This is a genomic window from Streptomyces viridiviolaceus, assembly GCF_014650995.1.
Classification (GTDB): domain Bacteria; phylum Actinomycetota; class Actinomycetes; order Streptomycetales; family Streptomycetaceae; genus Streptomyces; species Streptomyces viridiviolaceus.
Genome location: NZ_BMWA01000019.1, coordinates 32,124 through 43,701 on the forward strand (window position 1 = coordinate 32,124; position 11,578 = coordinate 43,701).

Annotated in this window: 12 protein-coding genes; 6 read left to right on the forward strand and 6 right to left on the reverse strand. The window is 73.4% G+C overall.

Going from position 1 to position 11,578, the window contains the following annotated elements; translation table 11 throughout:
- Positions 1 to 58 precede the first annotated feature (58 nt).
- Positions 59 to 442, reverse strand: coding sequence for a winged helix-turn-helix transcriptional regulator (locus IE260_RS26350; protein WP_189876056.1), 384 nt, complete (start codon positions 440 to 442; stop codon positions 59 to 61).
- Positions 443 to 534: 92 nt separating this feature from the next.
- On the opposite strand from IE260_RS26350, the gene IE260_RS26355 reads away from it, so the two are divergent.
- Entirely contained in the window at positions 535 to 1,389 is an 855-nt protein-coding gene (locus IE260_RS26355) for an SDR family oxidoreductase (RefSeq protein ID WP_189876059.1), read from the forward strand.
- Positions 1,390 to 1,532: 143 nt separating this feature from the next.
- Positions 1,533 to 2,582: an EamA family transporter RarD gene (gene rarD / locus IE260_RS26360; RefSeq protein ID WP_189876297.1), complete on the forward strand. Its 1,050-nt coding sequence runs from the start codon at positions 1,533 to 1,535 to the stop codon at positions 2,580 to 2,582.
- 10 nt (positions 2,583 to 2,592) lie between these two features.
- Here the strand turns inward: rarD and IE260_RS26365 are convergent, their stop codons facing one another.
- Positions 2,593 to 3,201 carry a CGNR zinc finger domain-containing protein gene (locus IE260_RS26365; RefSeq protein WP_189876299.1) on the reverse strand — a complete coding sequence of 203 codons (609 nt, stop codon included), beginning with the start codon at positions 3,199 to 3,201 and terminating at the stop codon, positions 2,593 to 2,595.
- A 36-nt stretch (positions 3,202 to 3,237) separates the two neighbouring features.
- Between IE260_RS26365 and IE260_RS26370 the strand changes: the two genes are divergently transcribed.
- Both IE260_RS26370 and IE260_RS26375 read left to right on the forward strand, forming a co-directional pair.
- Positions 3,238 to 3,708, forward strand: a complete 471-nt coding sequence (locus IE260_RS26370) for a VOC family protein (protein ID WP_189876061.1) — start codon at positions 3,238 to 3,240, stop codon at positions 3,706 to 3,708.
- A gap of 174 nt (positions 3,709 to 3,882) precedes the next feature.
- Positions 3,883 to 4,836: a M28 family metallopeptidase gene (locus tag IE260_RS26375; RefSeq protein ID WP_189876063.1), complete on the forward strand. Its 954-nt coding sequence runs from the start codon at positions 3,883 to 3,885 to the stop codon at positions 4,834 to 4,836.
- A 15-nt stretch (positions 4,837 to 4,851) separates the two neighbouring features.
- Here the strand turns inward: IE260_RS26375 and IE260_RS26380 are convergent, their stop codons facing one another.
- The gene (locus IE260_RS26380; protein WP_189876065.1) at positions 4,852 to 6,663 is read right to left on the reverse strand and encodes a tetratricopeptide repeat protein; all 1,812 of its coding nucleotides are present in this window, start codon (positions 6,661 to 6,663) and stop codon (positions 4,852 to 4,854) included.
- 218 nt (positions 6,664 to 6,881) lie between these two features.
- On the opposite strand from IE260_RS26380, the gene IE260_RS26385 reads away from it, so the two are divergent.
- Together IE260_RS26385 and IE260_RS26390 are read left to right on the forward strand one after the other, a co-directional pair.
- The gene (locus IE260_RS26385; protein ID WP_189876067.1) at positions 6,882 to 7,385 is read left to right on the forward strand and encodes a DUF6668 family protein; all 504 of its coding nucleotides are present in this window, start codon (positions 6,882 to 6,884) and stop codon (positions 7,383 to 7,385) included.
- A 137-nt stretch (positions 7,386 to 7,522) separates the two neighbouring features.
- A complete protein-coding gene (locus IE260_RS26390; RefSeq protein ID WP_189876069.1) occupies positions 7,523 to 8,128 on the forward strand; it encodes a flavodoxin family protein in 606 nt (201 codons plus the stop codon).
- Here IE260_RS26390 and IE260_RS26395 read toward each other — a convergent pair.
- Genes IE260_RS26395 through IE260_RS26405 form a run of 3 tightly spaced genes read right to left on the reverse strand, consistent with a single transcriptional unit; the run spans position 8,118 to position 11,233 of the window.
- Positions 8,118 to 9,005, reverse strand: coding sequence for an ABC transporter permease (locus IE260_RS26395; protein WP_189876071.1), 888 nt, complete (start codon positions 9,003 to 9,005; stop codon positions 8,118 to 8,120). The genes IE260_RS26390 and IE260_RS26395 overlap by 11 nt on opposite strands.
- Entirely contained in the window at positions 8,992 to 9,975 is a 984-nt protein-coding gene (locus IE260_RS26400; RefSeq protein ID WP_189876073.1) for an ABC transporter ATP-binding protein, read from the reverse strand. Before IE260_RS26400 ends, IE260_RS26395 begins: the two co-directional genes overlap by 14 nt.
- 46 nt (positions 9,976 to 10,021) lie before the next feature.
- Entirely contained in the window at positions 10,022 to 11,233 is a 1,212-nt protein-coding gene (locus IE260_RS26405; protein WP_189876075.1) for a LolA family protein, read from the reverse strand.
- Between the last annotated feature and the right edge of the window lie 345 nt (positions 11,234 to 11,578).

Genomic DNA, 11,578 nt, shown 5'->3' on the forward strand with positions numbered 1-11,578 from the left:
GCGGTGCGGCAGTTCCGACGGTGACCACGGGGCCCGGGCCGAACGCCCGGGCCCCGTCCTATGCCTGCCGGGCCTCGTCGTACGCCAGGCGGGCCTTCTCGACGTCGCCCATCCGGTCCCGGGTCCACTCGGCCAGGGCCCGCACCTGTTGCGCGGCCTCACGGCCGAGGACGGTCAGGGAGTAGTCGACGCGGGGCGGGATGACCGGCTTGGCGTCGCGGTGGACCAGGCCGTCGCGTTCGAGGGTCTGGAGGGTCTGGGTGAGCATCTTCTCGCTGACGCCCCGGCCGACCCGGCCGATCGCACGGCGCAGCTCGCTGAACCGGTGAGGGCCGTCGAGGAGCTGGATCAGCACCAGGACGCCCCAGCGACTGGTGACGTGTTCGAGGACGAGCCGGTAGGGGCACATGGCCTCACCGGCCCGAGGATCACTTACCGCCATGTGGGTACCTTACTTCAAAGTGGGTACTTTCTTTTGGTTAGCGCCACTCCTAGGGTTAGTGACATCGCACCCTCACAAGGAGTTCTGAAACCATGAGCATCGTCGTCACCGGAGCCACCGGACACCTGGGTCGCCACGTCGTGCGGCAACTGCTGGAGAAGGTCCCGGCCGATCAGGTCACCGCCGTCGTGCGCGACCGCGACAAGGCCGCCGACCTGGCCGCCCGCGGAGTGCGCCTCGCGGTCGCCGACTACAACTCCCCCGAGACGTTCGACGGCCTGTTCTCGGCAGGCGACCGGGTACTGCTGATCTCGGGCAACGAGGTCGACAAGGGCCGCGTCCAGCAGCACAAGGCCGTGATCGACGCGGCCGGGGCCGCCGGCGTCGCCCTGCTCGCCTACACCAGCGCCCCCGGCAGCCTGACCGCCGCTCTCGCCGACGACCACCGCGCCACCGAGGAGGTGCTCGTGGCCTCCGGCGTGCCGTACGTGCTGCTGCGCAACGGCTGGTACCACGAGAACTACACCGAGCAGCTCGCCCCGGTCCTGGAGCACGGCGCCGTCGTGCAGGCGGCCGGCGAGGGCCGGGTCTCCTCCGCCTCCCGCGCCGACTACGCGGCCGCCGCCGTGGCCGTACTGACCGGCGAGGGCCACGAGAACACCGTGTACGAGCTGGGCGGGGACGAGGCCTGGAGCTTCGCCGAGTTCGCCGCCGAGCTGAGCCGGCAGACCGGCAAGGAGATCGTCTACAGCCCCGTCTCCGTCGAGGAGTACACCGGTGTCCTCACCGGCGCCGGGCTGCCCGAGCCGCTCGCCGCCGTCTTCGCGGGCGTGGACGCGGCCATCGAGAAGGGCGAGCTGGTCGTCTCCACCGGAGACCTGTCCCGCCTGGCGGGCCGTCCGACCACCCCGCTCGCCGAGGCGATCGCGGCCGCACTCAAGGACTGAGACCGCACCGCCCGCACTGCGGACACCCGGGCGCCTGTCATGACCGTATGGCGATACGGGCATGACAGGCGCCCGGGTGCGGCGCTACCTTCGTCCTGGCATGCCTGCGTCCCGGCATGCCAGAACGCGAGAAGGAGGTGCCCGTGGCCGGGTCGTCGAGGAGTGAGCAGCGAATAGGACTGCTGAACGGCTTCGCGGCGTACGGGATGTGGGGGCTCGTGCCGCTGTTCTGGCCCCTGCTCAAGCCCGCCGGCGCCGGGGAGATCCTCGCCCACCGGATGACGTGGTCCCTCGTCTTCGTCGCCGCCGCCCTGCTCGTCGTACGGCGCTGGGCCTGGGCCGGGGAGCTGCTGCGACAGCCGCGGAAGCTCGGGCTGGTCACCGTGGCCGCCGCGGTCATCACCGTCAACTGGGGCGTCTACATCTGGGCCGTGAACAGCGGCCATGTCGTCGAGGCCTCGCTCGGGTACTTCATCAACCCGCTGGTCACCATCGCGATGGGCGTGCTGCTGCTGAAGGAGCGGCTGCGGCCCGTGCAGTGGGCGGCGGTCGGGACCGGCTTCGCGGCCGTCGTCGTGCTCACCGTCGGCTACGGCCGTCCGCCGTGGATCTCCCTCTGCCTCGCCTTCTCCTTCGCCACGTACGGCCTGGTGAAGAAGAAGGTCAACCTCGGCGGCGTCGAGTCGCTGGCCGCCGAGACCGCGATCCAGTTCCTGCCCGCGCTCGGCTACCTGCTGTGGCTGAGCGCGCACGGCGACTCCACCTTCACCACCGAGGGCGCGGGGCACGCGGCCCTGCTCGCCGCGACCGGCGTGGTCACCGCGCTCCCCCTGGTCTGCTTCGGCGCGGCGGCGATCCGCGTGCCGCTCTCCACGCTGGGGCTGCTGCAGTACCTGGCCCCGGTCTTCCAGTTCCTGCTCGGCATCTTCTACTTCGGCGAGGCCATGCCGCCCGAGCGCTGGGCCGGTTTCGCCCTGGTCTGGCTGGCACTCACGCTGCTCACCTGGGACGCCCTGCGCACCGCCCACCGGACCGCCCGGACCCTCAGGGCACAGGCGGACCGGGCGGCCGGCGCGGGAGTGGCGACGGGCACGGGGAGTGCCGCGCGGGAGGCGGGCATCGTGGCCTCCGGCATCCCGGCCCCCGCCGCCTCCGAGGCGGGAGCGCTGGACGCTCGGGCCAGCAAGCCGTAGATCCGCGCCGTCAGCTGTTCCCGGGCGCCCGCCGGGCGCGGTGCGCGCGCGCCTTCTCCCGGTTGCCGCAGTGTTCCATCGCGCACCAGCGGCGGCGGCCGGGCCGCGAGGTGTCGACGAAGAGCAGACGGCAGCGGTGGGCTCCGCACTCGCGGATGCGGTCGGCGTACGGGCCGGTGAACAGCTCGATCGCGTCCCGGGCCACCGTCGACAGCAGCCGTGTGCCGGTGGCGCCCGGAGCCCAGCCGCGGGTGCCGTCCGGTTCGATACGGGTCACGAGAGGCGGTTCGGCCGCCGCGGCGTTGACGGCGTCCAGGTGGTCGGGGCGGAGCGGACGCCGGTGCGCGCGGTCCGCGGTGAGCAGGAAGAGGGCGTCACGCAGGGCCCGGGCCCGCTGCACGTCGGTCCGGTCCACGGCCAGGTCCAGTCCGTCCGGGAGTCGGCTGCGGCCGGCCCAGGCCACCAGGTCAGCGGGCTCGTGCAGCACCTCCCAGCGCGCGAAGTCCCCCGGCCCGCCCGTCGTCAGCAACTCCAGGCAGAGTGCGCCCGGGTCGAAGCGGTACGGCTTGCCCTCGTGCGACACCAGTGTCAGACCGGGGGACGGTTTCGGCGATTCCATTGCCCGCTCACTCACGTAACCACTATAAGTGGTTACATGACATCGACCCCAGGTCCCGCGCCCATGCACTTCAAGATCGTCATCGACGCCCTCGACCCGCACGCGCAGGCAGACTTCTGGGCCGGCGCCCTCCACTACGAGGTGGAGGACAACAGCGAACTGATCGGGAAACTGCTGGGCTTCGGTGCCGTGCCGGCCGACCTGACCGTCGAGTCCCACGGCCGGCTCGCCTGGAGGGACCTGATCGCGGTCCGGCACCCCGACGACCCGTACCAGGAGGAGAGCGGTACGGGACTGGGCCGGCGCCTGCTGTTCCAGCGCGTGCCGGAGGCCAAGGCCGGCAAGAACCGGCTCCACCTCGACCTGCACCCCGGCGAGGGGCGGCGCGAGGAGGAGGTCGCGCGCCTGGAGGGGCTGGGCGCGAGCGTGCTGCGCCGGGTGAAGGAGCTGGGCGGGGAGTGGGTCCTGATGGCCGACCCGGAAGGGAACGAGTTCTGCGTGCACTAGGCGCGCCCCGGCCGGGCGCGGGGCTTCGGTCACCGACCTCCGCTATGCGCACATCGGTGGCCGAATAGCGGTCTTGACGGGGAGTCAGAATCGACCGCACCATCCAGGCACCCCATTCACTGTGGAAACCCCGGGCATCCCCGGGGCATTCCCGAGGAATTCGGAGCCCCCCACATGAAGCTCCCCGTTTCCGGGCGCGCGACGGCGGCCGGTGCCGTCGCGGTCGCCGCGCTGATGGTCGGTGGATCCATGGCCGGCGCCGCACCCGCCGCCGAGCCCGCGGCAGCGGTCGCCGCGCCCGACATACCGATCGCCAACGTCAAGGCCCATCTGACACAGCTGCAGTCGATCGCCGGGGCGAACGGCGGCAACCGCGCCCACGGCCGCGCCGGTTACCTCGCCTCACTGAACTATGTGAAGGGCAAGCTGGACGCGGCCGGATTCACCACCACCGTCCAGCAGTTCACCGCGTCCGGCCGCACCGGGTACAACCTGATCGCGGACTGGCCCGGTGGCGACGCGAACCAGGTTGTCATGGCCGGGTCACACCTGGACAGCGTCTCCTCCGGCCCCGGCATCAACGACAACGGATCCGGCTCGGCGGCCGTCCTGGAGACCGCGCTCGCCGTGGCCCGGTCCGGTCACCAGCCCGCCAAGCACCTGCGGTTCGCCTGGTGGGGCGCGGAGGAACTGGGCCTCGTCGGCTCCCGCCACTACGTCAACAGCCTCGGCTCCGCGGGCCGCGCGAAGATCAGCGGCTACCTGAACTTCGACATGATCGGCTCGCCCAACCCCGGCTACTTCGTCTACGACGACGACCCGGTCATCGAGAAGACCTTCAAGGACTACTTCGCCGGCCTCGGCGTCCCCACCGAGATCGAGACCGAGGGCGACGGCCGTTCCGACCACGCGCCCTTCAAGAACGCGGGCGTCCCCGTCGGCGGCCTGTTCAGCGGCGCCGACTACCGCAAGACGTCCGCCCAGGCGGCGAAGTGGGGCGGCACGGTGGGCCAGCCGTTCGACCGCTGCTACCACTCGTCCTGCGACACCACCGCCAACATCAACGACACGGCGCTGAACCGCAACAGCGACGCGATCGCCTACGCGATGTGGGAGTTGTCGCAGTAGCGGCCGAGGGCCGGGTCAGCCGCTCTGCGCTCGGGCGCGTTCGGTGAGGCGCCCCATGCGGGCGCGCGCCGACTCCAGCTGCTCGGCGTCGTCGGCTGCCGGGCCCTCCTCCGCGGCGAGTTCGGCCCACAGGCCGAGCAGGTCCCGCCCCAGTTCAAGACCCCGTGCCGGGTCGCGCACGGCGCGCCAGGCGGTGGCCGCGCTCTGGACGTTGCCGTACGCGGCCTCCGCCTCGCCGGCGCGGCGGTGGATCCGGGCCAGGTCCAGGGAGAGCCGGAAGGCACGGCCCGGGTCGCCCGACAGGTAGGCGATGTACGCGGTGAGTTCGCGGAGCCTGAGCACCTCCGGGTGCTCGGGCCCCAGCGTCCCCGTGGCCTCCGCCACGGCCTCCTCGGCCAACCGGGCCGCCGCCTCCGTGCGCCCCGCCTTGACGGCGTCGTTGATGCGCGCCGTCGGCTCCGCGAGGAGGGCGGGGGCGGTGCCGTCACCGGGCGCGGTGAGCGGCCCGTCACCGAGTACGGCCTCCGCGACGGCGTCGAACCCGCGGGCGGGGGTGGGCTTCGGGTCGGGGTCGAGGAACGGCTCGGGAGTCGGGGTGACCGCGGCCGGCCGGGGGATCGGGGCGGGCGCCGGCCCGGGGATCGGGCCGGGCGTCCCACCGGACACGGGCCCGGGCGTCGACTCGGAGGCCCTGCCCGCGACCTGCCCGTGAGACGGGCCCGAGACCAGCCCAGAAGTCGTCCCACACTCCGGCCCCGAGAGCGACCCGGGCGCGGACCGGTATTCCTGGTCGGGCGTTTCACCGGACACGGGCCCGGGCGTCGGCTCGGAGGCCCTGCCCGAGACCTGCCCGTGAGACGGGCCCGAGACCAGCCCAGGGGTCCTCCCACACGCCGGCCCCGAGAGCGACCCGGGCGCGGACCGGCGTTCCGGGTCGGGCGTTTCACCGGACACGGGCCCAGGCGTCGACTCGGAGGCACTGCCCGAGACCTGACCGTGAGACGCGTCCGAGACCGGTCCGGGGGTCGTCCCGTGGGCCGGGGCGGAGAGTGGTCCGCGGGCCGGGGCGGGGCCGGAGGCCGTGCCGGGGAAGGGTGCCGGGGCTATCGGCGTCGGTCCTGCGGCGGGGCCGGTCGCGGGGGCCGTGTTCATCGACGGGGGCGGTCCGAAGACCCCCGTCGGCGGCGCCACCGTACCGGGCTTCGGGTCCTCGGCAGGCGTCGGCAGGGCCCGCAGCGCGAACGTCGGCGCGGATCCGCCGGCGGGCGACCGCGGCGGCTCGGGCACGGCCGGCAGGCGGAACGTCGGGGCGCTCTCGCGCTCGGGTTCCACCGGCCGCAGGAGATGCGCGGGCTGGTCCCGCCCGGAACCCGGTGCGGGCAGTTCCGGTTCCGGCGTGTCGGTGAGGGGCGGTGCGGCAGCCGCCGGCGGGGCCGTCGGCGTCGGCTCCGCGGCGAGGTGACTGGAGCCGTCCGGGTCGACGCGGAGCGGAACGACGTAGCCGATGCGTTCGTCATGGACCGTGGCGAGGACCGGCCGACCGGCGGCGAGGGCGATGCGGTGGAGGTGGTCCAGGACGGCGTGCTGGATCTCCTCGCCGGGAGCCGCGGAGACCGGGACCCCGTCGACCGAGGCCCCGTCGGCCATCGCGCCCGCCTGCGCCCCGCCGCCACCGGCGGACCCGGAGCCGACGGACCCGGCGGCGGCCGACCCCGTGCCGGCCGGACGGGCCCCCGATACGCGGACGTCGATCGCCGTCGCCGCGGGGGCGGCCGAATGCTCGGCGCGCTCCTGGTTCCGCTGCTTGTCGCGGCTGAGTCGAGACATCGTCCCCCCACTCATCGGCGGCTTCCGTCGGCGGTTTCCGTTCCCGTACCGCAAGAGCCTGTCGTACATCTACTGTCGAGTCTCTCCGCTCGCTCGCGGTTCTCACGTCACCGCGGTGTCACAGGCTCGTTCCAGGAGGTCACGCCCGTATGGCGGTGTCGTCCCGGGCCGTGCGGACCGGTGCGTGAAGGCCGCCGGGAGCGGGCAGGCGGACCGGCATGCGACAGGGACCGGAGATCTGGATCCGCGGACCGGTGGCCGGGGCGGTCACCGCCCCGGCACCGCCACCACAGCACCCCGCCGCCGGCACGGCGCGGCGCTTCTCCTGGGTCGGCGCCCACGGCGGAGCCGGGGTCACCACGCTCGCCGCGGTCTACGGCGGGCACGACTGCGGGCGCGAGTGGCCCGGCCCCGCGGCTCCCCCGTCCGTGCTGCTCGTCGCCCGTACGCACGCCGCCGGGCTGGAGGCCGTCGCCCGCGCCGTGGAGGCGTGCCGGCGCGGGCAGGTTCCGCCGGGGACGGCCCTCGACGCCGTGGTCCTCGTCGCGGACGCGCCGGGACGGCTGCCGCGGCCGCTCGCCCAGCGCGTGAGGCTGCTCGGATCGGCGGTCGACGTCCACCGCGTCCCGTGGGTGCCGGCCTGGCGCCTGGGCGACACGGGAGGGAACCCGCCGCGCGGAACCGCAGCACTGGCCCGTCTGACGGGTGCGCCGATGCGCTGACGACCCAGGCCCTCCCTCCCGCGCCTCACCGGGCGGACCCTGGACAAGTAAATGCATATGCATATACTGCAGGTGCGTGCAAGCAGCGCACGCGGCATCCGCCTCGCCCATCCGCGCCGACCGTCCCGGGGGACACCATGACCCGTCGATTCCTCTTCCTGCTGGGCAGCAGCCGTCCCGACGGCAACACCGAACTGCTCGCCCGCCGCGCCGCCGAACAGCTGCCCGAGGACGTCGAGCAGCGGTGGATCAGCCTGGCCGAGCACCCGCTGCCCGAGTTCGAGGACCTGCGGCACGACAGCGACCACGTGCGCCCCACGGACGGCAACGCGGCCCTGCTGCTCGACGCCACCCTCGACGCGACGGACATCGTGATCGCCTCGCCGCTGTACTGGTACTCGCTGTCCACCCCGACCAAGCGCTACCTCGACCACTGGTCCGGCTGGCTGCGCACCCCCGGCCTCGACTTCAAGGCGACCCTGGCCGGCCGCACCCTGTGGGGCGTCACCGCGCTGGCCCACGAGGAGCAGGTGGTCGCCGATCCGCTGATCGGCAGCCTGCGGAATTCGGCCGCGTACATGGGGATGCGCTTCGGCGGGGTGCTGCTCGGCAACGGCAGCAGGCCCGGTGACGTGCTGAGGGACACCGACGCGCTGGCCCGCGCCAAGACGTTCTTCGGCCAGGAGCCGGTGCAGGCCCGTTTCCCCTACGAGGAGGAGGCCGCCGCCCGGCTCACGCGGTGATGTCCTTCGCCGTGAACCGCGCCCAGGCCGCCGAGCCGAAAACGGCCGCGTACAGGGCCTGCAGGCCGAGGTTCCTGACGAGGTCGTCCCAGTAGACCGGCTCGCGCATCAGATCGGCGAACGACAGCCAGTAGTGGGAGAAGAAGTACGGCTGGAGCGCGTCCAGCTGGGGGATCTGGTCGAGGATCTGAACGGTGATCAGCAGTCCCACCGTGGTCGCCATGGCCGCGATGCCGCTGCCCGTCAGCGTCGAGACGAACAGGCCGAGCGCCGCGACGCCGACGAGGGACGCGGCGACGACCAGGGCGATCAGCAGGGCCCGGCCGAGGCCCTCGGCGTACGTGATCCGGGTGCCGGAGATGGTCGTCAGATCGCCGACCGGGAACAGCAGCGCCCCGACCGCGAGCGCCGAGACGGCGACCACCAGGGTGGCGGCCAGGCAGAAGGCGATCACGGTCGCGTACTTGGTGAGCAACAGGCGGGTGCGGCCGGCCGGGGCGACCAGGAGGTAGCGCAGCGTGCCCGCGCTCGCCTCGCCCGCGACGGCGTCGCCGGCGACGACGCCGACGGCCATCGGCAGGAAGAACGGGAGGGTCGCGGCCAGCGCGGTGAAGACCAGGAACAGGCCGTTGTTGCTGATCTGTGAGATGAACGCCGGTCCCGCGCCGCCCCCGCCGCCTCCGCCGCCGAGCGACCCGCCGTCGTCCGTCTCGATCCTGACCGCGATCCCGACCAGGACCGGTACGGCGGCCAGCACGCCCAGCAGGGCGAGCGTGCGCCAGCGCCGGAAGGTGGTCAGCAGCTCGCTGCGCAGCAGCCCGAAGGTCCACAGCGGGCTCGGCGTGCGTACGGCCTCCAGTGGTTCAGCCCGCGACATCGAACCCCTCTCCCGTCAGCGCCACGAACGCGTCCTCCAGGGAGGCACGTTCCACGGAGAAGCCCCGGACCCGGACGCCGGCGGTGACCAGCGCGGCGTTCAGGTCGGCGAGGTCACCATCCGGTGGCTCCGCCGTCACCCGGTCCTCGGCGGCCACGACGTCCCCGGCACCCCGCTCCTTCAGGACCCTGGCCGCCTCCCCCGCGTCCGGCGTGGTCACCACCAGCCGCCCGCGCGCCCCGGCCGCCAGGTCGGCGACCGCGCCCTGGGCGATCAGCCGGCCCTGCGCCATCACGGCGGCGTGCGTGCACACCTGCTCGATCTCGTCCAGCAGGTGGGAGGAGAGGAAGACGGTCGTGCCGTCGGAGGCCAACTCGCGCACCAGCGCGCGGATCTCGCGCATGCCCTGGGGGTCGAGTCCGTTGGTGGGCTCGTCCAGCACGAGCAGACGGCGCGGCTGGAGCAGCGCCGCCGCGAGGCCGAGCCGCTGCTTCATGCCCAGCGAGTAGGCCTTGGCCTTCTTGCCGGCGGCGGCCCCGAGGCCCACCCGGTCCAGTGCCGCCGCGACGCGGTCGCGCCGGGTGCGCGGGTCGGCGGTCGGGTCGGCGGCGTCGTAGCGCAGCAGGTTGTCCCGGCCGGAGAGGAAGCCGTACAGGGCCGGGCCCTCGATGAGGGCGCCGACCCGGGGCAGTACGGCGCGCGCGGCGCGCGGCACGGGCCGGCCCAGGACCCGGGCGCTGCCCGAGGTGGGTTCGATCAGGCCCATCAGCATGCGGATGGTGGTGGTCTTGCCGGAGCCGTTGGGGCCGAGGAAGCCGAAGACGCTGCCCGCCGGGACGACCAGGTCCAGGCCGTCGACGGCGAGCTGTCCGCCGCGGTAGCGCTTGGTGAGCGCACGGGTCGCGATGACGGCGTCCTCCGCGCCCTCCCCGCTCGCCCGGTCCGGCTCCACGGCGGACGGTTCGCCCATCGGCTCCCTCACTTCGTCGTACGGTCGAATCCGGCCGCTGGACCGCTCACTTCGCGGCGTCGGCCGCCTTCACCAGCGCGTCCTCGGTGACGGCGCCGACGTAGAGCTCGCCGTCCTGCGTGATCAGGGCGTTGACCAGACGGGTCTTGAACACCGTGCCCGAGCCGAAGTCGCCCTTGACCTGGTCGCCGAAGGAGCCGAGGAAGCCGCCGAGGTCACCGCCGGCGGAGGCCGTCGGCAGGCCGCCCCGGTCGCCGGTGTCGAAGGTGGCGACCGAGTTCCAGCCCTCGCCGATGACCTTCAGGCCGTCGAGTTCCTTGGCCAGGTCCTGCTCGGACTTCTGCCCGCGCTCGGGCCCCTTGGCCGCGGTCTCGTCCGCCTCGGTGACCTTGGCGCCCTCGGGCGGGGTGAAGTCGAAGGTCGACGCGGCCGGCTTCGCGAAGCTGACCTGGGTGAATCCCGCGTCCACGACGGCGGCGCCGCCGCTCGCCGGGGTCAGCGTGAACTTCAGGGGCATCCCGGTCTTCGCGTCCACGGCGACGCTGATGGCGCCGACGGTGGAACCGGACTGCTTGGGCTTGATGACCAGCCGGTACGCGTCCCGGCCGGCCACCTGGGCGGTGCCGTCGACGGTCACGGAGGTGGTGTCGTCGACCGCCTTCAGGGCCTGGTCGGTGAGGTCCTTCGGGGTGGCCGGCACCTCCTTGGCCGGCTGGTCCGCGCCCTCGGACGCGGTGGCGTGGTAGACCTCGTTCGACCGGCTGTCGTAGCCCCAGACGTCCTTGCCGTCGTGGATCAGGCTGTACTCGGCCGCGTCCTCCAGCAGCGACAGCTTCTGCCGGTCGGGGCCGTCGGCCGCGACCCGCAGCGTGTGCGTGCCGGATACCAGTTCGGTGAGCTTGGCCGACGGGTCGGCGGAGGAGCCCGCGTCCTCGTCGCCCGCGGCGGGGCCGCCGGACAGCAGACCGCTCTCCAGACCGCCGAGGTCCGGCAGTCCGAGGTCGGTGCTGATCCGGACCGTGCCGGACAGCTGCTGGACGTCCGACTCGGCGATCTTCTCGATGAGTTGCTGCGCGGTGATCTCCGGGAGGTCGGGGTCTCCGGAGTCGGCGAGCGCGGGAACGAGCCCGATCGTGGCGGCCGCCACGCCCATCACCGTCACCGGGACGACGTACCGCGCGGCCCTGCGCCGTCGGCTCGCCCGCAGGTCCTCGCCCTCCCCGGCGGTCTTGTTGTCGTCGGCTTCGTACGGTGCCATGTGTGCCCTCCGTGTCGGCGGCGGCTGTCTCGCGACCTCGCACTTGTCCACCCGTGAGCCGCCATTCTCACCCGAATCGGTGAGGAGTGGTGTTGTCCGTGGTCTCCATCTGACCAAATCGGCCGGACGGAAGCGTCAGACCGCGGGCTCAACTCGGCGTACTTCTGCGGGATGACACGGAGGGGTGACTCCTCCCCCGACCCGTAGGGGGTGAGGGGGTCGCACAGGCCGCGGGGAGGCGGCGGGCGTGACGGACGTCACTCGGTCGGGGACGTCGGGCGGGTCGCTCACGCGGAGTCAGGGGCGGGCGGGGTGGCGAGGGCGGGGACCGAGGCGCGGCACGCA

Excerpts from the sequence above, each read along its gene's own strand:
- IE260_RS26350 (WP_189876056.1), bottom strand. The coding sequence starts at position 442 with ATGGCGGTAAGTGATCCTCGGGCCGGTGAGGCCATGTGCCCCTACCGG.
- IE260_RS26355 (WP_189876059.1), top strand. The coding sequence starts at position 535 with ATGAGCATCGTCGTCACCGGAGCCACCGGACACCTGGGTCGCCACGTC.
- IE260_RS26365 (WP_189876299.1), bottom strand. The coding sequence starts at position 3,201 with ATGGAATCGCCGAAACCGTCCCCCGGTCTGACACTGGTGTCGCACGAG.
- IE260_RS26370 (WP_189876061.1), top strand. The coding sequence starts at position 3,238 with ATGACATCGACCCCAGGTCCCGCGCCCATGCACTTCAAGATCGTCATC.
- IE260_RS26375 (WP_189876063.1), top strand. The coding sequence starts at position 3,883 with ATGAAGCTCCCCGTTTCCGGGCGCGCGACGGCGGCCGGTGCCGTCGCG.
- IE260_RS26380 (WP_189876065.1), bottom strand. The coding sequence starts at position 6,663 with ATGTCTCGACTCAGCCGCGACAAGCAGCGGAACCAGGAGCGCGCCGAG.
- IE260_RS26385 (WP_189876067.1), top strand. The coding sequence starts at position 6,882 with ATGCGACAGGGACCGGAGATCTGGATCCGCGGACCGGTGGCCGGGGCG.
- IE260_RS26390 (WP_189876069.1), top strand. The coding sequence starts at position 7,523 with ATGACCCGTCGATTCCTCTTCCTGCTGGGCAGCAGCCGTCCCGACGGC.
- IE260_RS26395 (WP_189876071.1), bottom strand. The coding sequence starts at position 9,005 with ATGTCGCGGGCTGAACCACTGGAGGCCGTACGCACGCCGAGCCCGCTG.
- IE260_RS26400 (WP_189876073.1), bottom strand. The coding sequence starts at position 9,975 with ATGGGCGAACCGTCCGCCGTGGAGCCGGACCGGGCGAGCGGGGAGGGC.
- IE260_RS26405 (WP_189876075.1), bottom strand. The coding sequence starts at position 11,233 with ATGGCACCGTACGAAGCCGACGACAACAAGACCGCCGGGGAGGGCGAG.